Source organism: Streptomyces sp. SN-593, from assembly GCF_016756395.1.
Taxonomy (GTDB): Bacteria; Actinomycetota; Actinomycetes; order Streptomycetales; family Streptomycetaceae; genus Actinacidiphila; species Actinacidiphila reveromycinica.
Genome location: NZ_AP018365.1, coordinates 994,331 through 1,019,452, shown reverse-complemented (window position 1 = coordinate 1,019,452; position 25,122 = coordinate 994,331). Strand labels below are relative to the sequence as shown.

The following is a 25,122-nucleotide window of genomic DNA, read 5'->3' as shown; positions in this document are numbered from 1 at the left end:
TACACGATGACCGAGCCGCATGGCGGGGGCCAGGCAGTCCCGCAGACCCGTACCGCACGCCACCGCAGGATCGTCGACCTGCTGGGGCGGCAGCCGGTGCGCTCGCAGAGCCAGTTGGCGAAGCTGCTGGCCGACGACGGGCTGAGCGTCACCCAGGCGACGCTCAGCCGGGACCTCGACGAGCTGGGCGCGGTCAAGATCCGTACGAACGACGGCGAGCTGATCTACGCGGTGCCCTCGGAAGGGGGCTTCCGCACGCCCCAGGCGCCGCTGGGGGAGTCGGTCAAGGAGGAGCGGATGCGGCGGCTCGCGGCCGAACTGCTGATCTCCGCGGAGGCGTCGGCCAACCTGGTGGTGGTGCGCACCCCGCCGGGCGCGGCGCAGTTCCTCGCGTCGGCGATGGACCAGGCGGAGGTGTACGACATCCTCGGGACCATCGCCGGCGACGACACGGTGGTGCTCATCTCCCGGGACCCCGCGGGCGGGCAGAAGCTGGCGGACCACCTGCTGCGGCTCGCGCAGGGCGAGGTGTAGCGCCGCCTCGGCGGCGGTCCGTCATCCTCCGCGCGGGGAGCCCCGCGCACCGCTCCGAGCCCCGTCGAGCCGGGGCTTTGGTAAATCATGCGGAGCAGTGCATACTTATGCCTGCGTCGACCGCTCGACGTGCCCAGCAAGATCGCCGTGAAGAGGGACCTGAACCAGTGAGTGCTGAGAAGAACGCGACCGGCGGCCCGGACCTCAAACTGTGGGGCGGACGGTTCGCCGACGGCCCCTCCGCCGCGCTGGAGAAGCTGTCGGCGTCCGTGCACTTCGACTTCCGGCTCGCGCCGTACGACATCGCCGGCTCCCGGGCGCACGCCCGGGTGCTGCACCGCGCCGGGCTGCTGACCGCCGACGAACTGGAACGGATGACCGCCGGGCTGGACGCCCTGGAGGCCGACGTGGCCGCGGGCGCCTTCACCGGCACCATCGCCGACGAGGACGTGCACACCGCCCTGGAGCGCGGCCTGCTGGAGCGGGTCGGCGCCGACCTCGGCGGGAAACTGCGGGCCGGGCGCTCCCGCAACGACCAGGTCGCCACCCTCTTCCGGATGTACCTGCGCGACCACGCCCGGGTCATCGGCGGCCTCGTCGCCGACCTCCAGGACGCGCTGGTGGGCCTCGCCGAGGCGCACCCGGACGCGGCGATGCCCGGCCGCACCCACCTCCAGCACGCGCAGCCGGTGCTCTTCGCCCACCACGTGCTCGCCCACGCCCAGGCGCTGTCCCGGGACGCGGAGCGGCTGCGGCAGTGGGACGAGCGCACCGCGGTGTCGCCGTACGGCTCCGGCGCCCTCGCCGGGTCCTCGCTGGGCCTGGACCCGGAGGCGGTCGCCCGCGACCTCGGCTTCGAGCGCGGCAGCGCGGGCAACTCCATCGACGGCACCGCCTCCCGGGACTTCGTCGCCGAGTTCGCCTTCATCACCGCGATGATCGGGATCAACGTCTCCCGGATCGCCGAGGAGATCATCATCTGGAACACGAAGGAGTTCTCCTTCGTGACCCTGCACGACGCCTTCTCCACCGGCTCGTCGATCATGCCGCAGAAGAAGAACCCGGACATCGCCGAGCTGGCCCGCGGCAAGTCCGGCCGGCTGATCGGCAACCTCACCGGGTTGATGGCGACCCTCAAGGCGCTGCCGCTGGCGTACAACCGGGACCTCCAGGAGGACAAGGAGCCGGTCTTCGACTCCTGCGACCAACTGGAGGTGCTGCTCCCGGCGTTCACCGGCATGATGGCCACCCTCACCGTGCACGAGGAGCGGATGGCGGAGCTGGCCCCGGCCGGCTTCTCGCTGGCCACCGACATCGCCGAGTGGCTGGTCCGGCAGGGCGTGCCGTTCCGGGTCGCGCACGAGGTCGCCGGCGAGTGCGTGAAGGTGTGCGAGGCCGAGGGCATCGAGCTCGACCAGCTCACCGACGCGCAGTTCGCGAAGATCTCCCCGCACCTGACCCCCGCGGTGCGCGAGGTGCTCGACGTGCCGGGCGCGCTCGCCTCGCGGAACGGCCGGGGCGGCACCGCCCCGGCCGCCGTCGCGGTCCAACTCGCGGAGGTCAAGGCCGACCTGGCCGCACAGCACACCTGGGCGACGGCCAAGGACGGCGGCGCCTGACACCCCCGGAGCACACGGCAGGGGGCCGGCACGGGTTGTCCGTGCCGGCCCCCTGCCGCGTGGTGTGGCCGCCCGTGCGCCGCGAGGCGGCCGCACCCCCCGGGTCTCCCCGGAGGGTCAGCGCGCCTTGGTCACGCCGCCTTCGCCTTCGTCGCGTAGATGTCGACGTACTCCTGGCCGCCCAGGTGCATCACCTGCGACATCACCTCGTCGGTCACCGCCCGCAGCACGTAGCGGTCGCGGTCCATGCCGTCGTACCGGGAGAAGTCCAGCGGAGTGCCGAACCGGACCGTCACCGGCGCGATGCGGGGCATGCCGGTGCCGCCCGGCTGGACCTTGTCGGTGCCGATCATCGCGAACGGGATCACCGGCGCGCCGGTCATCAGCGCGAGCCGGGCGATGCCGGTGCGGCCGCGGTACAGCCGGCCGTCGGGGGAGCGGGTGCCCTCGGGGTAGATGCCGAAGATCCTGCCCTCCTCCAGCACCCGGCGCCCGGTCATCAGCGCCGCCACCCCGCCGTGGCCGCCGTCGCGGTCCACCGGGATCATGCCGCAGGTGGTGAAGAACCAGGCCATCAGCCAGCCCTTGACGCCCTTGCCCGTGACGTACTCGTCCTTGCCGATGAAGTAGACCTGCCGGTCGACCACCAGCGACAGGAACAGCGAGTCGATGAAGGTGACGTGGTTGCCCGCCAGGATCACCGCGCCCTCGCCGGGGATGTGCTCCACGCCCTCGACCACCGGGCGGTACAGCACCCGCATCAGCACGAGCAGGATCGCCTTCAGCACGCTGCGGGACATGCGGGACAACGGACCCCTCCGGGCTGGTACGGACGTCAACTCGTGGACCGACCCTACCGGTCCGTACACCCACGACGGTACTTGCGCGCCCGCCGCCCGCGCGCGCCGGGTCCACCCGCCGGGTACCGCACGTCCGCGCAGGCCGGGCCCGGTCCGGGGCCGGTCCGGGGCCGCAGATCCGACCCCCGCCGTCCCCCCTGCGCGGGCCGGGAGTTGGGAATATCACAGGGCCGCCGCCCCCAGGTCGCCCGGTGTCGGCGCGCCACGGCCCGTTCCGGTCGTGAATCGGAGGGTTGAATCCCCGGTGGGACGGGGTAATGCACGGTAAACAGCCGACGTCCCGGCGTGCCTTGGGCCCGCCCCGGCGGCGCTGTGCCGGACGCCGCACCACCGGTACCCGGCCGGTTCGTCTGTGCGATCATCGGCGCCAGCGGAGGCGACATCGAGCGCACATTCGCATCAACTCCGCACAGGCACACGTTCCGGGCGCGCACCACACCCTCAGAAAGCCCGGACGGATTTCGAAGGGGAGGCCCGCGCGACATGGGCATGAGCGTGACCATCTCTACGGCGAACCACGGCGACGCCGAGAAGATCCTGAAACTCCAGTACCTGTGCTATCAGGGCGAAGCAGAGCTGTACGGCGACTACACCATCGAACCGCTCACCCAGACCCTCGACGAGCTGCGCGCCGAACTCGCCGGGGGCACCGTCCTCGTGGCGCGGCTCGGCGAGGAGGTCGTCGGTTCCGTACGCGGCGCCGTCGACGACGACGGCACCGCCCGCATCGGCAAACTGATCGTCCACCCGCGCCTCCAGCGGCACGGGCTCGGCGGGCGCCTGCTCGCCGCACTCGAGGACCGCCTCGCCGCCGAAGCCGAGGCCAAGCGCTACCGGCTGTTCACCGGTCACCGCAGCCAGGTGCACCAGCGGATGTACCGCAAGCTCGGTTACGAGCAGGTGGGCGCCGCCGAACCGGTCAGCCGCCGGCTCAGCCTGGTGCACATGGAGAAGACCGCGTCGCTCCCGCCGGCCCCCGCCGGAAGCTACGCCGCGACCGCCTGACGCGGACCGGACCGGGGCGCCCCGCGCCCGCCGGGTCCGGGCCTCACGCGCCGCCGGTCCCGGTCCGCCGTGCCGGCGCCGCCTCCGCCCCCTGCCGGGCGGAGCGGCGCAGCCACAGCAGGCCGGCGACCGGCAGCGCGACCGGCAGGAAGACGTAGCCGATGCCGAAGTCGGACCACACGGTCGCGTCGGGGAAGGCCGAGGAGTCCACCACGGTCAGCACGCCGACCGTGACCACCCCGACCAGTTCCGCCGAGCAGGAGACCAGGGCCACCCTGCGGGCCGCGTCGCCGCCCCGCCACAGCGCGACGGTGATGACCGCGTAGACGACTCCGGCCACGCCGGACAGCACGTACGCCAGCGGTGCCTCGTGGTACTTCGTGCTGAGCTGCACGATCGAGCGGGACAGCGCCGCGACCGTGAAGACCGCGTAGAGCGAGAGCAGCAGCCGGCCGGGACCGGTGCCGATCCTCCCCCCGGCCGAGGGCCCGCCGTCCGCCGGTCCGCCCCCGGCGCCGCCGGACGCCCCGGCCCGCCCCGCCTCTTCCGGCTCCGGCCGGGCCGCCTGCCCTGCCGTCTCGGCCGCCGGCCGGGGTGACGTCACGTCGCTGCCCTCCACTGTGTTCCCGGTGCTGCCCTCAGCCATGTCCCGCTCCCCAGATCTGGTCCAGCCGCAGCTCCAGCACGGCCAGGATCACCCCGCCGGCCGCCACGATCGCCGAACCCCAACGGGTGCGCTCCGCGAGCGACATGAACGCCGCCGCCGGGATCGCGCACACCGCGCCGATCAGGTAGGGCACGAACACCGCCATGCCGTGCTCCGGCCGGTCCCCCCGGGCGAGCTGGACGACCGAGACGACGAGCTGCACCAGCACCGCGAGGGTGACCACGGCCATCCCGGCGAAGTGCCAGTCCTTCGTCGCCGAGTCGCGGTAGGCGGCCCAGCCGCACCACGCCGCGAGCAGCAGCGCGAGCACGGAGACCGTCCAGATGACCCAATCGAGCATGCGACGACTGTATTACGGGCGCCGACCCCTCTTCGCCGCCGGGGGACCGCTTCCAGCCGCCCGCGGGCGCGCGCGTGACGGCCGTCGCTCAGTCGTGCCGCACCCAGTACACGTCGGTGGTGTACGGCATCTCGATCGCCCCGCTGCCCCGCGTCGCGTCGTGCGCGCCCAGCACCGCCCGCACCTCCGCGCGCACCCGCGCCTGCCGGGCCGGGTCGAGCACGGCGATGTGACTGGAGGACATCATCCGCTCCACCACGTCGGCGACCGTCGTGGAGTGCGGGTTCGGCCAGTGCCGCTCCTCGATGACGCCCCAGCCCGGACGCGCGGCGAACGCCTCCCGCCAGGCGCGGGCCGGGTCGCCCACCGCCACCGGCCCGCCGCCCGCGGCCAGCGGCGGACTCGGCAGGTCGCGCGGGGCCAGCCGGAAGTAGATGTCCTGGTAGTCCCGCACCCACGGCACCGACGTGTCGTAGGTGTTCCACACCAGCACCAGCGCGCCACCCGGCCGCAGCAGCCGCTCGACCTCCGCCAGCGCCCGGTCCGCCTCGAACCAGTGCCAGGACTGCGCCGCCACCACCGCGTCCGCGCACCGCGCGCGCAGCCCGGTGTCCTCCGCGGTCCCCGCGGACACCGCCACCCCGGGCAGCAGCTCCGCCAGCCGCTCCCGCATCTCCGCGACCGGCTCCACCGCGAGCACCTCCGCCCCGGTCAGCGCCAGCAGCCTGGTGAACTTGCCGGTGCCCGCTCCCAGGTCGACCACGGTGCGGCCCCGCTCCAGCGGCAACGCGTCCGCGAGGTCGGCGAGCGCCGCGAGCGGATAGGAGGGCCGGGAGCGCTCGTAGACCCCCGCGGCCCGCTGATAGCCGACTCCTGCTGCGTGGTGCACTCTCACGCGGGCAGACGGTAGCAGGATCGGATGACGTTCACGGATACCACGACCGAACGGCGAGACACCGCTTCCACGGGTCCATCCGCCCTGTGCCGCGGGCGAGTTCACCCCGTCCGGCCGTACCGCGCCGCCGCCCCGCGGGCCTCCGCCGACCCTGCCCGGCGCGTGCCGGGCGCGATACTGCATGCTGTGCAATCCACCCATGCCCTGGTTACGGAGCACGAATGACCTCCACCTTTCCGGACATCTCACTCAGTACGGACCGGCTGGTGCTGCGCCCGTACGACGAGGACGACATCCCCGCACTCGTGGAGATGATGAACGACGAGCTGATCGCGGCGTGGACGAACGTGCCCCAGCCCTACAGCGCGGCCGACGCCCTGGAGTTCGTCACCAGGAGCGCGCCCGCCGAGCGCGCCCAGGGCCGCGGGCTGGTGCTGGCGGTCACCGAGATGCTCACCCAGCGGCTGGTCGGCACCGTCACCCTCCAGAACACGGACTGGCGCATCCGCGGCACCGAGGCGGGGTACCTCACCGCGAGCTGGGCCCGCGGCGAGGGGTACGCCTGCGAGTCGGTGCTCACCGTCTGCCGCTGGCTGCTGCGGGACCAGGGCTTCGAGCGGGTCGAACTGCGCACCGCGGCGGACAACACCGCCTCCCAACAGGTCGCGCAGAAGATCGGGTGCGTCAGCGAAGGGGTGCTGCGCAGCGCCGGCATCGTCCGGGCCCGCCCCGACGCGGACCCGGCCGGGGCGTGGGCCGAGGTCCGCACGGACCTGCTGGTGTGGAGCCTGCTGCGGGAGGACCTCGACGAGCCCGGCGCCCTGGGAGGAACGCCCGGCCGCGTGTCCGCGCGCACCCTGTGGTGAGGGCGCGTCACCACCCGGCGGCGGGTGATCCCCGAACCGCCGGAACCGGCCTCCGCGCCGGGGCCGCGGCGGGTTAGAGTTTCGGCGGGACCCTCACACGCCATGGAGGCAGACGACGATGGCCGACCGGGTCACCGTGATCGGATGGGACGGCACCGCGCTGTCCGGCGCGGCGCGGGCCGCACTCGACGCCGCCACACTCGTGGCCGGCACCCGGCACCACCTCGCCCTGGCGGACGTCCCGAAGGGCGCCGAGCAGATCGTGCTCGGCAGCATCGACATCGCCGCCCGCCGGATCGCCGGGCACCGGGGCACCGCGGTGGTGCTGGCCGACGGCGACCCGGGCTTCTTCGGTGTGGTCCGCGCGCTGCGCGCCCCCGAACTCGGCCTGGAGGTCGAGGTCGTGCCCGCCGTCTCCGCGGTCGCCCGCGCCTTCGCCCGCGCCGGGATGCCGTGGGACGACGCCCGCGTCGTGGTCGCGACCAGCCGCACGCTGCGCCGGGCGGTCAACGTCTGCCGCGCCCACGCGAAGGTCGCCGTGCTCACCGCGCCGGGCGCCGGGCCCGCCGAACTCGCCCTCATGCTCACGGGCGTCCACCGCACCTTCGTGATCTGCGAGGCCCTGGGCACCGAGCAGGAGGAGGTGTCGGTCCTCACCTCCGACAAGGTGGCGGACCACATATGGCGCGACCCGAACGTGGTGCTGGTGGTCGGCGGGATCTCCACCCGCGGCCACGGCATCGCCGCGCTCGGCGGCCCCGCCACCCACTCCGGCGGCGGCTGGATCGCCGGGCGCGACCCGGGGTTCCCGGGAGCGGCCCGCGGCTGGGCGCTGCCCGCGGCGGAGTACGGCGGCCACCTCCCGGCCCAGTTGCGCGCCCTCCAACTCGCCCGGCTCGGGCCGCGGCCCGGTGACCTGGTCTGGGACATCGGCGCCGCCGACGGCTCCCTCGCGGTGGAGGCGGCCGGCTTCGGCGCCGCCGTCATCGCGGTCGACAGCGACGCCGACGCCTGCGACTGGATCACCGCGACGGCCCGCCGGGTCGGCGTCCAACTCCAGGTCGTGCACGGCACCGCGCCCACCGCGCTGGAGGACCTGCCCGAGCCCGACGTGGTCCGGATCGGCACCGCCGACCCCGACGTGGCGGCCGCCGTCGCGGCCCGGCGGCCGGAGCGGATCGTGACCGCGGCCGGCAACCGGGACGAGGCCGAGGCGATCACCAGGGCCCTCTTCGAGGGCGGTTACGACGTCGAGCGGAGCCTGTTGCAGTCCGTCGAACTGGACAGCGACTGGGCCGAGCGTGAGCGATCGGTGAGCTTCGCGCTCAGTGGCTCCAGGCGCTGACCGACGGCCGCCGCGCCCCCGGTCCCCGACCGCCCCGGCGGCGGCCCGCCGTTGCCTGGAGGAGAAGGCCAACGGGACGGGTGCGCAGGGCGTTTCCGCTGGTGGCGCCGGTACTTGCCGGGCCGGTGTGAGATACGTCCCGAGGTGCGGACTACCGGCCTGACGGCGGTCGGACCCGGGGTAGGCTGACCGATCGTTGTGCCGTCATCACACGTTGACGGGGCGTCGCGCTGTGCGGGCGCGCCGGGTCCGACGTGCCGCATGCCGGGCCCGCTCGTTAGTCGTCGTAGGGGGTCGGGTCATGCAGGGCGCAGCGGCTGGAAGGAGCGAAACCGATGGGCGAGGGGCACGCATGACGGACACCGGTCAGATCCCCGGCGAGGGGCTGCCGGAGAACGCTGGCGCGGACACGGGCGCCGAGGCGCTTCTCCCGCCGCACACGGCCTTTCCCGGCAACGGCGTGCCGCAGCAACCGGATTGGGGTACCGAGCCCGTGGACGACCAGACCGCGCCCGAATACGCCTACCTCGATCACCCGGCACCCCCCGGCGCGCAGCTCGACGACGACGAGGACGACGTGCTGCTGATGCCCGGGACGCAGGGCTCCTGGAGCGACCCCCAGCCGGTGCCGCCGCCCGCCCCCGTGCCGGCGCAGCAGCAGGCCCCGCACCTCCTCCAGCAGCCGGTCTCCCTGCACCAGCCGTCGGTGGATCTGCCGATCTCCGTGGAGGTGCCGGTCGAGGTGCCGCTGGAGACGGTGGCGCCCCCGATGCTCGGCAACGGCGCGCAGGTCTTCGTCGCCCAGCAGCCCCAGCAGGTCCGGCCCCAGCCGGTGCAGCCGCAGCCCGCGCCGGTCCAGCCCCAGCAGGTCCAGCCCCAGCCCCAGCAGGTCCAGGCTCAGCAGGTGCCGGCGCAGCCGGCCGGCGCCGGTCCGGACGCCTCCGGGTCCCCGGCGCAGCCGGCGGCGGCACAGGCCGACCCGGTGGACGGCGTCCCCGCGCAGCCGCAGCCCGCCGCTGCCGGGTGGAACACCTCCGCCGAGGCGCCCCCCGCGCCGCAGCAGCCCGCCGTGCCGCGGCGCCCCCTGCACATGGGGCCGCCCGTGCCGGACACCCCGAGCGGCGGTGTCTCCGTGCGTTCGCTCGCCGACCGCGGCCCCGCGGTCACCGTGCCCGGGCCGGCGACGTCCGGCCCGGAGTACCTCGACGTTCCGCGCGACGACGCGAACGGCATCCCCGCGCAGCAGACCGGTGAGCCGGGTGGCGCCGCGGTCGCCGCCCCGGGCAGCCCGTGGCCCGCCGCGCCCGGCGGCGCCTCGCAGCAGTCGCTGATCCCGCGCGCGGACAGCGTGCCGCGCCCGGCCGAGCCGGCGGCGCCGGCCCAGGACACCGCGCCCGCGCCGCAGGCGCCCGAGGCGGCGGCGCCGCAGGCCGAGCAGCCCCAGCAGGAGCAGCCCCAGCAGTCGCAGCAGGAGCCGGCCCAGCCGGCCCAGCCGCCGGCCGAGGCGGCGCAGCAGGACGCCGTCCAGCCGGTGGTGCAGAGCGAGGCGGCGCAGGGCGAGGTGCCGCCGGCCGCCGAGGCGGCCCAGCCCGCGGCCGCTGAAGCTCCCGTCGAGACGCAGGCCGAGCCGGAGCCGGCGGCAGAAGTGGCCGCGCAGCCCCAGCCGCAGGCGCAGCCCGAGGCCCAGCAGCAGCCGTCCGCGCCGGCCCCTCAGCCGGAGGCCGCAGCGCAGGCGCAGGTGCCGTCCCAGGCGGCGGCACCGGTCGAGCCGGCCCCGGTGGCCGCGCCCGAGCCCGCACAGCCCGCGGCGGCGGCGCCCGCTCCCGCCGAGCCGGCCGCCCCGCCCGCTCCCGAGCCGGCCGTGCCCGCGCAGGCCGGTCCGGCCGCCTCGCCGGACGGCGGGCTCGCGGCGCCCCAGCCGCCGGAGCAGCAGGTCCAAGCGCCCCCGGCGGCGCCCGAGGCCGCCGCGGCACCTGCTTCCGAGACCGTCGCCGAAGCCGGGCCCGCCCCGGTCCCGGTGGCGCCCGCACCGGTACCGGCCGACGAGGCCGGGGCTGTGGCGCCCGCCGAGGAGGCGGCCGAGCCCGTGCAGGAGCAGGCAGCCGCGGAGCAGGCTCCCGCGGCCGCCGCGCGGGGTCGCCGTGGCAAGCGCCGCGGCGCGCCGGCCGCGGAACAGGCCGCGGAACAGCCCGTGCCGGAAGAGGCCGCGTCCGACCAGCCGGCACCGGAGCAGGCCGTTCCCGACCAGGTCACGCCCGAGCAGGCCGTTCCCGACCAGCAGCCCGAACCGCAGCCCGTGGCACCGCAGTCCGTCCCGGAGGCCCCGGCCGGGTCCGGAGCCGAACCCGGCCCCGAGCCCGTCCCCGCCCCCGTCGCCGACGCGGGACCCGCCCCGGCCGCCCCGGAGCCCGCCGTCGTACCGGCGGCTCCCGAGCCGGTCGCCGCCGAGGCCGTACCGGTCGCGCAGGAGGCCCCCGCCGACCCGGCGGTCCCCGGCGCGGTCCCGGCCCCCGAGCTGGTCGCCGCCGCCGACGGGCCCGTCGCACCCGCGCAGCCCGAGGCGCCCGCCGCCCCCGAGCCCGCCCCGGCGGCGGCGCGGGAGCCGGCCGCCGCGAAGCCCGTACCGCAGGGCCCGCCCGCGGAGCCGTACGACCCCGCCGTGCGCGACGCCGTGCACCGGGTGATCCGTGAGCGCCGCGACATCCGCAACGGCTTCCGGCCCGACCCGATCCCGCACGACGTGCTGCTGCGCGTGCTGGAGGCGGCCCACACCGCGCCGAGCGTCGGCCACTCCCAGCCGTGGGACTTCGTGGTGATCCGCTCCGAGAAGACCCGCGAGAAGATGCACGAGCTGGCGATGGCCCAGCGCGACGCGTACGCGAAGTCCCTGCCGAAGGCGCGCGCCCGGCAGTTCCGCGAGCTGAAGATCGAGGCGATCCTCGACACCCCGGTGAACATCGTGGTCACCGCCGACCCGACCCGGGGCGGCCGGCACACCCTCGGCCGGCACACCCAGCCGCAGATGGCGCCCTACTCCTCCGCGCTCGCCGTGGAGAACCTGTGGATCGCCGCCCGCGCGGAGGGGCTCGGCGTCGGGTGGGTCAGCTTCTTCGACGAGCGCCAGATGGTCTCCGAACTCGGCCTGCCCGAACACCTGGAGGTCGTCGCCTACCTGTGCGTGGGGTACGTCGACGAGTTCCCCGAGGAGCCCGAGCTGATGCAGGCGGGCTGGTCGCAGCGGCGCCCGCTGTCCTGGGTCGTGCACGAGGAGGAGTACGGCAACCGCGCGCTGCCCGGCGAGGAGCCGCACGACCTGCTGGAGGAGACGCTGCGGGGCATCCGCCCGCTGGACGCCAAGGCGCTCGGAGAGGCGTGGGAGCGGCAGAAGCGGATGACCAAGCCGGCCGGCGCGCTGGGCATGCTGGAGATCATCTCCGCGCAGCTCAGCGGGCTGTCCCGGCAGTGCCCGCCGCCGATCCCCGAGCCCGCGGCCGTCGCGGTGTTCGCCGGGGACCACGGCGTGCACGCCCAGGGCGTGACCGCCTGGCCGCAGGAGGTCACCGGCCAGATGGTGGCCAACATCCTCGGCGGCGGCGCGGTCTGCAACGCGTTCGCCAACCAGGTCGGCGCCGAGGTCTGCGTCATCGACGTCGGCGTCGCCTCCGAACTGCCCGCCACCGCGGGGCTGCTGCCGCGCAAGGTACGGCCGGGCACCGCGGACTTCACCGCCGGGCCCGCGATGAGCCGCGAGGAGGTGCTCAAGGCGATCGAGGTCGGCATCGACACCGCCCGCGACCTGGTCTCCGCGGGCAACAAGGCGCTCCTGACCGGGGAGATGGGCATCGCCAACACCACGGCGTCGGCCGCGATCGTCGCCGTCTACACCGGCGCCGACCCCGCCGAGGTCACCGGGCGCGGCACCGGCATCAACGACGAGATGCACGCCCGCAAGATCGACGTGGTCCGGCGGGCCCTCGAACTGCACCGGCCCGACCCCCAGGACCCCATCAGCGTGCTGGCGGCCGTCGGCGGGCTCGAGCACGCCGCGATGGTGGGCCTGCTGCTCGGCGCCGCCGCGCTGCGCACCCCGGTGGTGCTGGACGGCGTCAGCGCGGGGGCCGCCGCGCTGGTCGCCCGCGCGATCGCGCCCGAGGTGCTCGCTGCGTGCATCGCCGGGCACCGCAGCGCCGAACCCGGGCACGTCGCGGCGCTCACCACCCTCGGGCTGCGGCCGCTGGTCGACCTCGACCTGCGGCTCGGCGAGGGGACGGGGGCGCTGCTGGCGCTGCCGCTGGTGCAGAGCGCGGCGCGCGTCATGCACGAGGTCGCCACCTTCGACGCCGCGGGTGTCACTGAGAAGGGCTAGGTTCTGTCCGGCGGATCGTGCCGGAAAGGCCCCGGGCGCCCCCGCGGGGGTGCCCCTCGGGCGCCGCGCGCGGGGCGCCGTCCTCCGCGGCAGGCCGGGGGTCTCCCGCCCGGCGCCCGGCCGGAGCGCGGAGCGCCGGGTTCCCGGCTTCCGCGCGGAAGCTGCCGCCGAAGACCGGGCGTTCCCCGGCGCGGCCCGGGGGAGTGCCGCGGCCGTCCCGGCCACCGGCCCGCGGCCGGGACGGCCCGGAACCACGGCGGCGCCGGACCGTAGAGTGTAAGAAGTCCGCACGACCGAGGAGCCCTCATGCCGCACGCCGACGCCCCCGCGTACCCCGTAGGGCTGCGCCTGGCCGGGAAACGGGTCGTGGTGATCGGCGGCGGGCAGGTCGCCCAGCGGCGGCTTCCCGCGCTGGTCTCGGCGGGCGCCGACGTCGTGCTCGTGTCGCCCTCGGCCACGGCGTCGGTCGAGGCGATGGTGACGGCCGGCGAACTGCGCTGGGAGCGCCGCAAGTACCGTCCGGGCGACCTCGCGGACGCGTGGTACGCGCTGGTCGCCAGCACCGACCCGGCCGCCAACGCCGCGGCGAGCGCCGAGGCGGAGGAGCGCCGGGTGTGGTGCGTGCGCAGCGACGACGCGGACGCGGCGACCGCGTGGACCCCGGCGACCGGCCGCAGCGACGGCGTCACCGTCGCGGTGCTGACCGGCCACGACCCGCGGCGCTCGGCGGCGGTGCGCGACGCGGTGGTCGCCGGACTGCGCGACGGCACGCTGGGCGCACCGCACCACCGCGCCCGTGCCGCCGGCGTCGCACTGGTCGGCGGCGGCCCGGGCGACCCGGACCTGATCACGGTGCGCGGCCGGCGACTGCTGGCGGAGGCGGACGTGGTGGTCGCCGACCGGCTCGGCCCGCGCGACCTGCTCGACGAGTTGGGCCCGCACGTCGAGGTCATCGACGCGGCGAAGATCCCGTACGGCCGGGCGATGGCCCAGGAGGCGATCAACGCGGCGCTGGTCGAGCACGCGAAGGCCGGCAAGGCCGTGGTCCGGCTCAAGGGCGGCGACCCGTACGTGTTCGGGCGCGGCATGGAGGAGGCCGAGGCGCTGGCCCGCGAGGGCATCCCGGTGACGGTGGTGCCCGGCATCTCCAGCGCGATCAGCGTGCCGGCCGCCGCCGGCGTCCCCGTCACCCACCGGGGGGTCGCGCACGAGTTCACCGTGGTCAGCGGGCACGTCGCCCCGGACGACCCGCGTTCGCTGGTGGACTGGGCGGCGCTGGCGAAGCTGCGCGGGACCCTGGTGCTGCTGATGGCGGTGGAACGGATCGGGTCGATCGCGGCGGCGCTGGTCGCGGAGGGGCGTCCCGCCGACACCCCCGTCGCCGTCGTCCAGGAGGGCACGACCGCCGCTCAGCGCCGGGTGGACGCCACGCTCGGCGACGTCGGCCGGCGCGTCGCGGAGGAGGGCGTGCGCCCGCCCGCGGTGATCGTGATCGGCGACGTGGTGGCCGTGGGCGGCGCGGTGGCCGACGCCGCGCGGGCGGCCGGCACCTCCGGTCCCGGCACCAGCCTTGGTACCGGCACGGATACCGGTACCGTCCCCGGCACCGGCCCGGGTGGCGTCGCGCGTGGCTGAACCGGTCGCCGTCGAGGACCCCGCCGACCCGCGGCTGGCCGACTACACCTCCCTCACCGACGTCGAGTTGCGCCGGCGCCGCGAACCCGCCGAGGGGCTGTTCATCGCCGAGGGCGAGAAGGTCATCCGGCGCGCCCTGGCCGCCGGCTACCCCATGCGCTCGATGCTGCTGTCCGCGAAGTGGCTCGGTCCGATGCGCGACGTGGTCGACGCGGCCACCGCGCCGGTGTACGAGGTGACGCCCGCGCTCGCCGAGCAGGTCACCGGCTACCACGTGCACCGCGGCGCGCTCGCCTCGATGGCCCGCACACCGCTGCGTTCCGTGGACGCGCTGCTGGCCGGGCTCGGTCCGGGGCCGCGCCGGGTCGCGGTGTTCGAGGACACCGTCGACCACGCCAACCTCGGCGCCGGTTTCCGCTCCGCCGCGGCGCTGGGCGTGGACGCGGTCCTGCTCAGCCCGCGCTGCGCCGACCCGTTCTACCGGCGGGCGGTCAAGGTCTCCATGGGCGCGGTGTTCTCGGTGCCGTGGACCCGGCTGGACGACTGGCCGCAGGACCTCGCCCTGCTGCGCGCGCACGGCTTCACCGTCGCCGCGCTCTGCCTGGCCGACGACGCGGTCCCGCTCGACGTGCTGGCCGCCTCCCACCCGGACCGGCTCGCCCTCATGCTCGGCACCGAAGGCGACGGACTGACCCCGGCGGCCCTGCGGGCGGCCGACACCCGCGTCACCATCCCCATGGCCGCGGGTGTCGACTCCCTCAACGTGGCCGCCGCGTCCGCCGTCGCCTTCTACGCCACCCGCGCCTGACGCGCGTACCCACGCCACCGGCGCCTGACGCGCTACCCGCGCCGGGCGCGCCTGACGCACGTACCCGCGCCTGACGCACGTACCCGCGCCGGACGCGCCGCCGCGACCGGCGCGGGAGCGCTCAGCGCAGGCGTCCGGCCAGCACCCGGCGTTCGGTGTCCGCCACGGCCGGGGTCACTTCCTTCGGGTGCGCGGCGAGTTCGCGGCTGACGTACTCGGCGAAACCGTTGGCCTGCGTCACGATGTCCGAGGCGGCACCCGTCAGGTCCTTGGCCCAGCCGCGCGCGGTGGCGCCGACCCACACGTCGCCCTTCCCGCCGGCCATCCGCTTGTCGGCGTCCTTCAGCGACGCTTGCACGTCCGCGAGGTCCTTCTGCACCTCGGTGTGCAGGTCGTTGAGCGCCTGCCACATGGGACTGGCGACCTTGTCCGTCATGGGGTACTTCCTCCCGTTGGTGGTGCGGGTGCCGCGTGTCCCGCGGGTGGTGCGCGTGCGGCGGCGGCCGCGGTTCGCGGCGCCGTGGCCGGTCCGGCCGGGACGGGGACACGCGTCCGGGACAGGGGAATCCTGTCAACACGGACGCGACGCGTCCACACGGCGGTTGCGCGGCCCCCTTACCCGTTCACCTCGCGGGGCCGGGCGGGAGCGGCGGGCCCCACGGCGCGGGTCAGCGCCCGGGCGGGGGGAGTTCGATCAGCGGGGCCAGCGCCGCGCGGTGGCGGCCCGGGGTGCCCAGCGCGATCTCGTCGGCCTTCGCACGCTTGAGGTAGAGGTGCGCGGGATGCTCCCACGTCATGCCGATCCCGCCGTGCAGCTGCACCGCCTCCTCGGCCGCGTGCACCGCGACAGCCGCCGCGTACGCCTGCGCGACCGCCACCGCCACCGGGGCGTCCGGCGAGCCGGTCGCCAGCGCGTCGGCCGCCGCGCGGGCCGCCGCCCGCGCCGAGACCACCTCCAGCCACACGTCGGCCAACCGGTGCTTGAGCGACTGGAACGAGCCGACCACCCGCCCGAACTGGTGCCGCTGCCCGAGGTAGCGCACCGTCTCGTCGAGGCACCACTGCGCCAGCCCGACCTGCTCGGAGGCGAGCAGGCCCGCGCCGGTGCGCAGCGCCGCGTCCAGCGCGACGGCCGCGTCCCCCGCGGGCAGCGGGCGGGCGGCGGCACCGTCGAAGACGACGTCGGCCAGCGGACGGGTGAGGTCCAGCGAGCTGAACGGCTCGACCGAGGCGTCCGCCGCGGCCACCTCGTACAGCCCCGGGCCGGCCGGGCCGAGCGCGGGCACCACCAGTACGTCGGCGCCGACGGCGTCCGCCACGCTCGTCACCCGGCCGGTCAACCGGCCCTCGGCATCCGCCCGTACGGCCGCCGGGAAGCCGCCTCCGGGTGCCGCGGCCAGCGGGACGGCCAGCGCGGCGGTCGCCTCGCCCGTGGCCAGATGCCGCAGCAGGTCGGCGACCGTTCCGTCCGCGGTGTCGCAGCCGAGCAGCGTCGAGGTGGCCAGCACCGCGCTGCCGAGGAAAGGCGTCGGCGCCACCGCACCGCCCAACTCCTCCAGCACGACGGCCGTTTCGCGCGCGCTCGCGCCCTGGCCGCCCAGCCGTTCGGGCACCAGCAGCCCGGCGAGGCCGAGGTCGGCCGCGAGCAGCCGCCACAGTTCGGCGTCGTACGGCCGCGGGTCCTCCGCCCGGGCGAGGACGGCGTCCGGCGGGCAGCGGTCGGCGAGCAGGGCGCGGACCGTGCCGCGCAGGTCGTCCTCGACATCGGAGTACAGCAGGTCCGGGGTACCGGCGGGGGCGCTGCCGGCGGTGCCGGAGCCGGCGTCGGTCGAGGCCGCGGGACGGGTCGGGGAGGTCATCGGGGCAGGTCCTTCCAGGCGGCGTCCTTGTCGGTGCGGGGTTCCGCGGGCAGGCGCAGCACCCGCTCGGCGATGATGTTGCGCAGGATCTCCGAGGTGCCGCCCTCGATGGAGTTGCCCTTGGCCCGCAGGTAGCGGAAGCCGGCGTCGCGGCCGTAGAAGTCGACGCTGCGCGGGCGGACCATGGTCCAGTCGGAGTACCGCAGCCCGTCCTCGCCGAGGAGTTCGACCTCCAGCCCGCTGATCCGCTGGTTCAGCCGGGCGAAGGCGAGCTTCAGGCCCGCGCCCTCGGGTCCGGGGGAGCCCGCGGCGAGCTGCTGCCGGACGCGTTCCGCGGACAGCCGCGCCACCTCGGCGTCCACCCACGCCGACAGCAGCCGGTCGTGCAGTTCGGTCGTACGGAGCTCCGGCCGCTCCCGCCAGGCCGCGGCGGGGGCCGCGATCATGCCCGCCTCGCGGGGCAGCACCACACCGCCTATGGCGACCCGTTCGTTCGCCAGGGTGCCCTGCGCGACCCGCCAGCCGTCGCCGACCTCGCCCAGCCGGTGCGCGTCGGGTATGCGCACCCCGGTCAGGAACACCTCGTTGAACTCCGCCTCGCCGGTGATCTGGCGCAGCGGCCGGACCTCGACGCCCGGGTCGGTCATGTCGCACACGAAGTACGTGATGCCCTGGTGCTTGGGCACGTCGGGGTCGGTGCGGGCGATGAGGATCGCCCAGCGCGCGTTGTGGGCGCTGGACGTCCAGACCTTCTGGCCGTCCACGATCCAGTCGCCGCCGTCCGGCTCCTGTACCGCCCGGGTACCGAGTCCGGCCAGGTCGGAGCCCGCGCCCGGTTCGGAGAACAGCTGGCACCAGACCTCCTCGCCGGTCCACAACGGGCGCAGGAAGCGCCGCTGCTGCTCCTCGGTGCCGTGGCGGAGGATGGTCGGCGCGGCCATGCCCAGGCCGATGCCTATGCGGTGCGGGTCGTTGTCGGGCGCGCCCGCGGCGGTGAGTTCGGCGTCCACCACGGGCTGGAGCGCGCGCGGGGCGCCGAGACCGCCGAGGCCGGGCGGGAAGTGCACCCACGCCAGGCCCGCGTCGAACCGCGCCCGCAGGAACTCCCCGGGGGGTACGGTTCCCGGCGGATGTGCGGCCAGCAGCGCCCGCGCCCGCTCCCGCAGGTCCGCCTCCCTGTCCTTCGCCATCGCGCCGCCGCCCTCTCCGTCGACCGAGTCCTAAGCAAGCGCTTGTTAACGTACCCGACCCCGCCCCTCCTGCCTAGACCCGCACCTGGGGACGCGGGGAACTGCGCGAGCAACCACGATGGCGGGTCGGTGGCCCGTGCGCCGTGAGGGGGCGGCTTCTTGGGGGCGCGGGGAACTGCGCGATCAGCCACGATGGCGGGTCGGTGATCCGTGCGCCGTGAGGGGGCGGCTTCTTGGGGGCGCGGGGAACTGCGCGATCAGCCACGACGGCGGGTCAGCGGCCCGTACACCGCAAGGGGGCAGCTCTTTGGGGGCGCGGGGAACTGCGCGATCAGCCACGACGGCGGGCTGGTGGCTCGTGCACCGTGAGGGGGCAGCTCTTTGGGGGCGCGGGGAACTGCGCGATCAGCCACGACGGCGGGTCAGCGGCCCGTACACCGCAAGGGGCACCGACTCACGCGTGCACCCGCGGGCGCCGCCCTCACACCGCTTGGAGCACCGCGATACACGCCGCCGCGATGAGCGTGACGATCACGAACACGAACACCCGCTGCCGCAGAAGCCGCCGCCGCGGATCAGCGCCGCCGGACCTCCGCGGCGCGGGGGTCCGGTTCGAGGGAGTGCGGCCCGCCGCCGTCCTGCCCGCGGCGGTCCCCGCCGCGGGCGACGCCCCCGACCCCGGACCCCCGGGGCCACCCGAACCGCCCGACGTCCCCGAAGCCCCCGGGGCCACCGGAAACCCTCCGGACGCCCGCCCCGCGGGCGTCCGCCCGCCCGGCACCCGCCCCGCCGGGGCCTTCGCCGGGGTCCGCGTCCCGCTCCCGTGCGAGCCCCCCGCCGTACGCCCCCCGCCGGGGACCGCCGAGCCGCGCTCCGTCCGCTGCTGCGCGTACTCCTCGGCACGCCGGCCCGTGGGCCGCTCCGGCCGCGGCGGCCGGACCGTCGCCAGCCCCCGCGCCTCGCGCGTCGCGATCTCCGCCAGCCGCTCCGACAACTGCACGGTGCTCGGCCGCTCCTCCGGGCCCTTCGCCAGGCACGCGTACACCAGCGGGGCGAGCGCGTCCGGCACCCCGACGAGATCGGGCTCCTCGTGCACCACCCGGTAGAGCATCACCTCGGAGCTGCCCTGCCCGAACGGCGAGTCCGCGGTCGCCGCGTACGCCAGCGTCGCCCCGAACGCGAAGACGTCGGTGGCCGGCGTGACCGGCGCCCCCCGTACCTGCTCCGGCGCGAGGAAGCCGGGCGAGCCGACCGCCGTCCCGACGTGGGTCAGCGTGCTCGCCCCGGTCGCCCAGGCGATCCCGAAGTCGATGATGCGCGGGCCCTTGGGCGACAGCAGGATGTTCGACGGCTTCAGGTCGCGGTGTACGACGCCCGCCTCGTGGACGGCCACCAGGCCCTCCGCCAGCGCCGCCCCGATCGAGGCGACCTCGGCGGCCGGCAGGACACCGCCCTCGGCGACCTTGTCGTGCAGCGAGGGCCCGGGGACGTACTGCGTCGCGAACCAGGGCCGCTCGGCCTCCAGGTCCGCGGCGACCAGCCGGGCGGTGCAGCCGCCCCTGATCCGCCGGGCCGCCGACACCTCGCGCGCGAACCGGGACCGGAACTCCTGGTCCTCGGCCAGCTCCGGCCTGATCACCTTCAGCGCCACCCGCTGCCCGCGCTTGTCCGCGCCCAGGTACACCACGCCCATGCCGCCGGCGCCGAGCCGCCGATGCAGCCGGAACGAGCCGACGACCCGCGGGTCCTCGCGCCGTAGCCGCATCATCGCCATGTGAGTCCGTCCCCTACCTCCGGCGGTGGGGAGGAGTACCCCCACTCCGCGTCGCTGGCCGGTCGGCCGCCCACAGCTTACGTACTCAAGTCCCCGCGTGCGTTGATGCCTCGCAGGCGACGGGCCGTGAATTGTCCGTGGGCGGTGGCGTCGTGAAGGCGCGGGACGCGCCGGGAACCGCGGCCCCGGGCCGGGCGGGCCGCGCCTCCCGCCGCACCCGCCTCCACCCCCCGGCCACCGCCAACTGGCTTTCCACCGAAGGAGGGTGACGCTGTGAAAGGCATATGCGCCCGGACGGTCGCCGAGGCGCGGTCCGCCACGGCCTCCGGCGAGGGAGGCACCCTCCCGCCGCTCCACGGGTGAGGCGGCGGCGACCCGGACCGGTCGCGGGGGCGCGGCGGTGCGGCGGCGTGGAGGTGAGAGACGTCACGCGCGGCGGCGTCCCCGCCGCGCACCGCCCGGACGGCTTCCGGGACACCCCTGAGACGCGCCCGCCCGACGTCCACCCTGGGGAGTATGCGGCGGATGGGACGTCATCCTCCGGGAGGCCGGAAAGATGTCCGGAGGCATGACGACCCCGCCCTTCCCGGCTCGTAGATTTGATGTCGAGCGGCGGGCGGTGCACTCGTCCCCCGAGGTCAGGCGCCCGCCGCTCCCACGTGAACACCATGGACTCGATCACCGCCGCGCCCGCGGCGGGATCGCACAGACGTCGTCCGTGACCGGCCCGTCGGGGCGTCACACCACGCCCCGGGCCTGGAAGAGCGGTCCGGGTCGGGACTCACCGGTCAACCCCGTGGGGACGGGGGTAGGACGGACGGCAGCGGTTGCCCGGGTATCAGCCGATACCCGGGCACAGCGCTGTTTCCCGCGCCTCGGGGCGGACGGGAAAGGCCGAGGGCCGGAGACCCTCGGGTCTCCGGCCCTCGGCCGGGTGTGGACGATACTGGGATTGAACCAGTGACCTCTTCCGTGTCAGGGAAGCGCTCTCCCGCTGAGCTAATCGTCCGGGACGGTGCGATGACGCGTGCGCGATACTGGGATTGAACCAGTGACCTCTTCCGTGTCAGGGAAGCGCTCTCCCGCTGAGCTAATCGCGCGGGGGGTGGAACGGTGCCGGTGCTGCGCCGGCGGGTGTGGCAAAGGCCCCGGTCGGGGCCAGTGGACGATACTGGGATTGAACCAGTGACCTCTTCCGTGTCAGGGAAGCGCTCTCCCGCTGAGCTAATCGTCCTTGGAGGTGGAGACGGGATTTGAACCCGTGTAGACGGCTTTGCAGGCCGTTGCCTCGCCTCTCGGCCACTCCACCAGCAGCAGGGGTTCGGGTGATCCCCCACATCGAGCGGACGACGAGATTCGAACTCGCGACCCTCACCTTGGCAAGGTGATGCTCTACCAACTGAGCCACGTCCGCAGGTGCCGCCACCGTAGACTGCTCGGCGACGAGTTGAACTCTAGCGGATTCCCGGGCCAGCTCAAAAACCGGTTTCCGCAGCGTGCCGGGGCAATGACAAGCTGTTGACGGCGAAACGACCGGCCCCGGCGGTCCGACGGCCGGCCCGGCACCCCGCCCGGCAGGCCGCTCACCTGCGCGGTCCGGCCCGTCCCCGGTACTCCGCCCGACCCCAGGGAGCCTTGGTGCGCGCCCTTCCCGACCTGCCCCCGATGGCCCGGTTCGGTCCGCTCGTGGCCACCGACCTCCGCGACGTCACCGACGACGTGGCCGCGCTGGACTCGTCCGGCTTCTGGGCGGTCGCGGCGGACTTCGACGGCCGCACCCTGTGCGCCCGGTTCGGCGACGTGCGCCGCGCGCCCCGGCCCGCGCCGCCGCCCGGCGCCACCCCGGCCGAGGTCGCCGCACACGCCGGCTGGCGCGGCCCCGACCCGCGGACCTGGACCTCCTCGGCGGACCAGGAGACCTACGAGGCGGGCGTCCGCGAGATCCGGGCCAGGATCGCGACCGGCGAGGTCTACCAGGTCAACCTCTGCCGGGTGCTCAGCGCGCCCCTCCCCGGCCGCCCCACCCCCACCCCCACCCCTGGCACCGGCACCGGCGCCTCCCGGTACGAACCGTCCGAAGGCGCCCGCCCGTACGGGGACATCGACGCGCTCGGCGCCGTGCTCGCGGCCGGCAACCCCGCCCCGTACGCCGGCGTCGTCCGGCTGCCCGCGCACGGTGTCGAGATCGCCACCGCCTCGCCCGAGCTGTTCCTGCGCCGCCGCGGCGCCACCGTGGAGTCCGGCCCGATCAAGGGAACCGCCCGCACCGCACAGGACTTCCTCGCCAAGGACCACGCGGAGAACGTGATGATCGTCGACCTGGTCCGCAACGACCTGGGCCGGGTGTGCGCCACCGGCACCGTGACCGTGCCCGCCCTGTGCGCGGTCGAGCCGCACCCCGGCCTGGTGCACCTGGTCTCCACCGTGCGCGGCGAGTTGCGGCCCGGCGCCGGCTGGCCGGAGCTGTTCGCCGCCGCGTTCCCGCCCGGCTCGGTCACCGGCGCGCCGAAGTCGAGCGCGCTGCGGATCATCGCCGAGCTGGAGACCGCCCCGCGGGGCCCGTACTGCGGCGCGGTCGGCTGGGTGGACGCCGATCGGCGCACCGCCGAACTCGCCGTCGGCATCCGCACGTTCTGGATCGACCGGGACGCGCCCGGCGGCCCGGTGCTGCGCTTCGGCGCCGGCGCGGGCATCACCTGGGGCTCCGACCCGGCCGGCGAGTGGGCCGAGACCGAATTGAAGGCCGAGCGGCTGCTGGCGGTAGCGTCGGAGGTGTACCCCGGCACGCGCGAGGCACCGGCGGAGTACACGGGCTACGTGCGCGGGATATGAGCGGACATGAGCAGGATGTGAGCAGGACGTGAGCGGTCCGGCGGGCGCGTGGAGGGCCCGCCGGGTCCGAAGGGCGGCACCCGGCCCGGGCGCCGCGCGCGACGGTGAAAGGACAGTGCGGTGAGGATCTGGGTGGACGGCGGGCTGCGGGACGCGGCCGACGCCACGGTGTCCGTGCTCGACCACGGCCTGACGGTCGGCGACGGTGTCTTCGAGACCCTGAAGGCCGAGCACGGCCGGGCCTTCGCGACCGGGCGCCACCTGGAGCGGCTGGCCCGCTCCGCGGCCGGCCTCGGGCTGCCCGAGCCCGACCTCGACGAGGTGGCCCGCGCCTGTGCGGCGGTGCTCGACGCCAACCCGGTGCCGCTGGGCCGGCTGCGCGTCACCTACACCGGCGGCCTGTCCCCGCTCGGCTCCGACCGCGGGGACGCCGGCCCCACCCTCGTGGTCGCGCTCGGCCCGGCGAGCCCGCGCCCCGACACCACCGCGGCGGTCACCGTGCCCTGGACCCGCAACGAGAAGGGCGCGCTGACCGGCCTGAAGACCACCTCCTACGGCGAGAACGTGGTCGCCCTGGCCCGCGCGCACGCCGCCGGTGCCTCCGAGGCGCTGTTCGCCAACACCCGGGGGCAGTTGTGCGAGGGCACCGGCTCCAACGTGTTCGTGGCCCTCGGGGGCCGGCTGCTCACTCCGCCGCTGGAGTCGGGCTGCCTGGCCGGCATCACCCGCGCGCTCGTGGTGGAGTGGGCCGGCGCCGAGGAGGCCGAACTGCCGCTGGACGTCCTCGCGGAGGCCGACGAGGTGTTCCTGACCTCCAGCCTGCGCGACGTCCAGGCCGTCCACCGCCTCGACGACCAGACGCTGCCCGGCGCCCCCGGGCCGATCACCGCCAAGGCGATGCGGGTCTTCGCCGAGCGCGCCGCCGCCGACCCCAACCCGTAGGAGCCGCCCGGTGACCACCACCCTGCGTCCGGCCCGGCCGGTGCTCACCGGGGCCGACGGCGCCCGGTCCGCGGCCTACACCGTGTGCGTCAACAGCCGCCCGGTCGGCGCCGTCGGAGTCGGCACCGACCGCCGCTACGGCCCGACCGTCGGCCGGATCGACGCGCTGACGATCGACGAGCCCGACCGCCGGCGCGGCCGGGGCACCGTGGCCGCGCTCGCCGCCGAGGAGGTGCTGCGGCAGTGGGGCTGCACCCGGGTGGAGACCACGGTCGGCGCCGGCATGCCGTACGCCCTGCGGATGGCGGCGGCCCTCGGCTACACCGAGCGCAACCGCACCATGCTGCTCGCCCTTCCCGCACGCGAGACCGACGACCGGCCCCCCGCCGGTCTGCTGCCGCCGGGCACCACACTGCGCCCGATGCGCGAGGAGGAGTACGCCGCCTGGCGCGACCACGAGCGCGACGGCTACGTCGCCGCCCTCACCGGCTCCGGCGTGCCGGACGACCAGGCCGAACGCGAGGAGTCCGCCGGCTTCGCCAGCGCCTTCCCGGAGGGGCTGGCCTCACCCGGCACCATGGTGCTCGTCCTCGAACACGACGGCGCCCCCGCCGGCCACCTCTCCTGGGTACGCCTCGCCGACCCGTCCTGGGTCAGCTCCGTCGAGGTCGCCCCCGAGTACCGCGGCCGCGGCTTCGGCCGCGCCCTCATGCGCGTGGCCGAGGAGCTGACCCGCAAGGGGGGCGCCACCACCCTCGGGCTGAACGTCTTCGCCGGGAACGCCCCCGCGCTCCACCTCTACGCGTCCCTGGGCTACCGCACGACCGACCACCACTTCAGCAAGCCGCTGCTGTAGGGGGTGGCCGAGCGGGGGTGTTCGTGCACGAAGGGTGCCCGGTCGCCGCGAAGGGCGCCGGGCCGCCCCTCAGCCGAGCAGCCGGTCCACGATCTGCTCGATCCGCTCGCGCAGCCCGTCCTGCGCCTTGGAGCCGTCGAGGAGTTCGTCGCCGATCAGGTAGGTCGGCGTGCCGGTCACACCGATCGCCTTCGCCTCGGCCACGTCGGCGTCCACCACCAGCAGGTGCCGGCCGTCGATCAGCGCGGTGTCCACCTCGTCGGCGTCCAGGCCGAGTTCGGCCGCCGTCTCGACCAGCACGGGCTGACCGCGGTCGGCCAGTTCCTCCACCCGGGCGAGCACCGCCTCGGCGAACGGCCAGCCCTTCCCCTGCGCGTGCGCCTCCTCGTACGCCTCCGCGGCCGCCTGCGCGTGCTGATGCCGGGGCAGCGGGAAGTGCCGGAAGCGGATGTCGAGCGCGGTGCCGTACCGCTCGCGCAGGGCCCGCAGGTCGACCAGGGCGGTGCGGCAGTCCGGGCACTGCAACTCGCACCAGACGTCGAGCACGGCGGGGGAGGAGGGGATGTCGGTCATACGACAAGTCTCCCACCTGGCACGGGAGGGCAGGACGGGCCGGCGCGCGGCGGCGGTGGCGACGGCCCCGCCTCCCCCTCGCGACCTACCGCTCACGGAGGAGGAACCCGGAGATGCCCCCCGGTTTCCGGGGAAGCCGGGTCTCCGTCGTGGCCG

At 75.6% G+C, this 25,122-nt stretch carries 19 protein-coding genes, 5 tRNA genes and 1 pseudogene; 11 read left to right on the top strand and 14 right to left on the bottom strand.

The window, feature by feature from the left end; translation table 11 throughout:
• Window positions 1-6: 6 nt before the first annotated feature.
• Together RVR_RS04305 and argH are read left to right on the top strand one after the other, a co-directional pair.
• The gene (locus tag RVR_RS04305) at window positions 7-534 is read left to right on the top strand and encodes an arginine repressor (protein WP_202232564.1); all 528 of its coding nucleotides are present in this window, start codon (window positions 7-9) and stop codon (window positions 532-534) included.
• A 167-nt stretch (window positions 535-701) separates the two neighbouring features.
• Complete coding sequence (gene argH, locus RVR_RS04300; protein WP_202232563.1) at window positions 702-2,153, top strand: argininosuccinate lyase; 1,452 nt, start codon at window positions 702-704, stop codon at window positions 2,151-2,153.
• A gap of 131 nt (window positions 2,154-2,284) precedes the next feature.
• On the opposite strand, the gene RVR_RS04295 is transcribed toward argH, so the two are convergent.
• Window positions 2,285-2,953 carry a lysophospholipid acyltransferase family protein gene (locus RVR_RS04295; RefSeq protein WP_202232562.1) on the bottom strand — a complete coding sequence of 223 codons (669 nt, stop codon included), beginning with the start codon at window positions 2,951-2,953 and terminating at the stop codon, window positions 2,285-2,287.
• A 543-nt stretch (window positions 2,954-3,496) separates the two neighbouring features.
• Here RVR_RS04295 and RVR_RS04290 point away from each other — a divergent pair.
• On the top strand, window positions 3,497-4,018 hold the full coding sequence (locus tag RVR_RS04290) for a GNAT family N-acetyltransferase (RefSeq protein ID WP_202232561.1): 522 nt from the start codon (window positions 3,497-3,499) through the stop codon (window positions 4,016-4,018).
• A 43-nt stretch (window positions 4,019-4,061) separates the two neighbouring features.
• On the opposite strand, the gene RVR_RS04285 is transcribed toward RVR_RS04290, so the two are convergent.
• The 3 genes from RVR_RS04285 to RVR_RS04275 all read right to left on the bottom strand — a co-directional run bounded on the left by RVR_RS04285 (window position 4,062) and on the right by RVR_RS04275 (window position 5,920).
• Window positions 4,062-4,622: a hypothetical protein gene (locus tag RVR_RS04285; RefSeq protein ID WP_430393214.1), complete on the bottom strand. Its 561-nt coding sequence runs from the start codon at window positions 4,620-4,622 to the stop codon at window positions 4,062-4,064.
• A gap of 34 nt (window positions 4,623-4,656) precedes the next feature.
• Window positions 4,657-5,025, bottom strand: coding sequence for a hypothetical protein (locus tag RVR_RS04280; RefSeq protein WP_202232560.1), 369 nt, complete (start codon window positions 5,023-5,025; stop codon window positions 4,657-4,659).
• Between the two features lie 88 nt (window positions 5,026-5,113).
• Entirely contained in the window at window positions 5,114-5,920 is an 807-nt protein-coding gene (locus tag RVR_RS04275) for a class I SAM-dependent methyltransferase (RefSeq protein WP_202232559.1), read from the bottom strand.
• 221 nt (window positions 5,921-6,141) lie between these two features.
• On the opposite strand from RVR_RS04275, the gene RVR_RS04270 reads away from it, so the two are divergent.
• The 5 genes from RVR_RS04270 (at window position 6,142) to RVR_RS04250 (ending at window position 14,940) form a co-directional block, all read left to right on the top strand.
• Window positions 6,142-6,786 (top strand): GNAT family N-acetyltransferase, encoded by a 645-nt coding sequence (locus tag RVR_RS04270; RefSeq protein ID WP_202232558.1) that lies wholly within the window; start codon window positions 6,142-6,144, stop codon window positions 6,784-6,786.
• A gap of 118 nt (window positions 6,787-6,904) precedes the next feature.
• On the top strand, window positions 6,905-8,131 hold the full coding sequence (gene cbiE, locus RVR_RS04265; RefSeq protein ID WP_202232557.1) for a precorrin-6y C5,15-methyltransferase (decarboxylating) subunit CbiE: 1,227 nt from the start codon (window positions 6,905-6,907) through the stop codon (window positions 8,129-8,131).
• 352 nt (window positions 8,132-8,483) lie between these two features.
• Complete coding sequence (gene cobT, locus RVR_RS04260; RefSeq protein ID WP_202232556.1) at window positions 8,484-12,497, top strand: nicotinate-nucleotide--dimethylbenzimidazole phosphoribosyltransferase; 4,014 nt, start codon at window positions 8,484-8,486, stop codon at window positions 12,495-12,497.
• Between the two features lie 306 nt (window positions 12,498-12,803).
• Window positions 12,804-14,132, top strand: a complete 1,329-nt coding sequence (gene cobA / locus RVR_RS04255; protein ID WP_202232555.1) for a uroporphyrinogen-III C-methyltransferase — start codon at window positions 12,804-12,806, stop codon at window positions 14,130-14,132.
• Entirely contained in the window at window positions 14,125-14,940 is an 816-nt protein-coding gene (locus RVR_RS04250) for a TrmH family RNA methyltransferase (protein WP_202232554.1), read from the top strand. The genes cobA and RVR_RS04250 overlap by 8 nt, the downstream gene beginning before the upstream one ends.
• A 121-nt stretch (window positions 14,941-15,061) precedes the next feature.
• Here the strand turns inward: RVR_RS04250 and RVR_RS04245 are convergent, their stop codons facing one another.
• The 9 genes and pseudogenes from RVR_RS04245 to RVR_RS04205 all read right to left on the bottom strand — a co-directional run bounded on the left by RVR_RS04245 (window position 15,062) and on the right by RVR_RS04205 (window position 21,177).
• On the bottom strand, window positions 15,062-15,376 hold the full coding sequence (locus RVR_RS04245; protein ID WP_202232553.1) for a hypothetical protein: 315 nt from the start codon (window positions 15,374-15,376) through the stop codon (window positions 15,062-15,064).
• 232 nt (window positions 15,377-15,608) lie between these two features.
• A complete protein-coding gene (locus RVR_RS04240; protein ID WP_202232552.1) occupies window positions 15,609-16,799 on the bottom strand; it encodes an acyl-CoA dehydrogenase family protein in 1,191 nt (396 codons plus the stop codon).
• The gene (locus tag RVR_RS04235; protein ID WP_202232551.1) at window positions 16,796-17,989 is read right to left on the bottom strand and encodes an acyl-CoA dehydrogenase family protein; all 1,194 of its coding nucleotides are present in this window, start codon (window positions 17,987-17,989) and stop codon (window positions 16,796-16,798) included. Before RVR_RS04235 ends, RVR_RS04240 begins: the two co-directional genes overlap by 4 nt.
• A gap of 405 nt (window positions 17,990-18,394) precedes the next feature.
• Window positions 18,395-19,763: pseudogene (locus RVR_RS04230) on the bottom strand (serine/threonine-protein kinase).
• A gap of 937 nt (window positions 19,764-20,700) precedes the next feature.
• A tRNA-Val gene (locus RVR_RS04225) sits at window positions 20,701-20,772 on the bottom strand.
• Window positions 20,773-20,791: 19 nt separating this feature from the next.
• A tRNA-Val gene (locus RVR_RS04220) sits at window positions 20,792-20,863 on the bottom strand.
• Window positions 20,864-20,925: 62 nt separating this feature from the next.
• Window positions 20,926-20,997: transfer RNA gene (locus tag RVR_RS04215), tRNA-Val, on the bottom strand.
• A gap of 1 nt (window position 20,998) precedes the next feature.
• Window positions 20,999-21,072 (bottom strand) — tRNA-Cys (locus tag RVR_RS04210).
• A 32-nt stretch (window positions 21,073-21,104) separates the two neighbouring features.
• A tRNA-Gly gene (locus RVR_RS04205) sits at window positions 21,105-21,177 on the bottom strand.
• Between the two features lie 251 nt (window positions 21,178-21,428).
• Between RVR_RS04205 and RVR_RS04200 the strand changes: the two genes are divergently transcribed.
• The 3 genes from RVR_RS04200 (at window position 21,429) to RVR_RS04190 (ending at window position 24,393) form a co-directional block, all read left to right on the top strand.
• Complete coding sequence (locus RVR_RS04200) at window positions 21,429-22,595, top strand: chorismate-binding protein (protein ID WP_202238374.1); 1,167 nt, start codon at window positions 21,429-21,431, stop codon at window positions 22,593-22,595.
• A 120-nt stretch (window positions 22,596-22,715) separates the two neighbouring features.
• A complete protein-coding gene (locus RVR_RS04195; protein WP_202232549.1) occupies window positions 22,716-23,537 on the top strand; it encodes an aminotransferase class IV in 822 nt (273 codons plus the stop codon).
• A gap of 10 nt (window positions 23,538-23,547) precedes the next feature.
• Window positions 23,548-24,393: a GNAT family N-acetyltransferase gene (locus RVR_RS04190; RefSeq protein WP_202232548.1), complete on the top strand. Its 846-nt coding sequence runs from the start codon at window positions 23,548-23,550 to the stop codon at window positions 24,391-24,393.
• A 69-nt stretch (window positions 24,394-24,462) separates the two neighbouring features.
• Here RVR_RS04190 and RVR_RS04185 read toward each other — a convergent pair whose 3' ends face one another.
• The gene (locus tag RVR_RS04185; protein ID WP_202232547.1) at window positions 24,463-24,966 is read right to left on the bottom strand and encodes a DsbA family protein; all 504 of its coding nucleotides are present in this window, start codon (window positions 24,964-24,966) and stop codon (window positions 24,463-24,465) included.
• Window positions 24,967-25,122: the final 156 nt, after the last annotated feature.

Coding starts and splice junctions, on each gene's coding strand:
- cobA (WP_202232555.1), top strand. CDS start 12,804: ATGCCGCACGCCGACGCCCCCGCGTACCCCGTAGGGCTGCGCCTGGCC.
- RVR_RS04295 (WP_202232562.1), bottom strand. CDS start 2,953: ATGTCCCGCAGCGTGCTGAAGGCGATCCTGCTCGTGCTGATGCGGGTG.
- RVR_RS04270 (WP_202232558.1), top strand. CDS start 6,142: ATGACCTCCACCTTTCCGGACATCTCACTCAGTACGGACCGGCTGGTG.
- RVR_RS04240 (WP_202232552.1), bottom strand. CDS start 16,799: ATGACCTCCCCGACCCGTCCCGCGGCCTCGACCGACGCCGGCTCCGGC.
- RVR_RS04245 (WP_202232553.1), bottom strand. CDS start 15,376: ATGACGGACAAGGTCGCCAGTCCCATGTGGCAGGCGCTCAACGACCTG.
- RVR_RS04185 (WP_202232547.1), bottom strand. CDS start 24,966: ATGACCGACATCCCCTCCTCCCCCGCCGTGCTCGACGTCTGGTGCGAG.
- RVR_RS04280 (WP_202232560.1), bottom strand. CDS start 5,025: ATGCTCGATTGGGTCATCTGGACGGTCTCCGTGCTCGCGCTGCTGCTC.
- RVR_RS04305 (WP_202232564.1), top strand. CDS start 7: ATGACCGAGCCGCATGGCGGGGGCCAGGCAGTCCCGCAGACCCGTACC.
- cbiE (WP_202232557.1), top strand. CDS start 6,905: ATGGCCGACCGGGTCACCGTGATCGGATGGGACGGCACCGCGCTGTCC.
- RVR_RS04290 (WP_202232561.1), top strand. CDS start 3,497: ATGGGCATGAGCGTGACCATCTCTACGGCGAACCACGGCGACGCCGAG.
- cobT (WP_202232556.1), top strand. CDS start 8,484: ATGACGGACACCGGTCAGATCCCCGGCGAGGGGCTGCCGGAGAACGCT.
- RVR_RS04235 (WP_202232551.1), bottom strand. CDS start 17,989: ATGGCGAAGGACAGGGAGGCGGACCTGCGGGAGCGGGCGCGGGCGCTG.
- RVR_RS04200 (WP_202238374.1), top strand. CDS start 21,429: ATGGCCCGGTTCGGTCCGCTCGTGGCCACCGACCTCCGCGACGTCACC.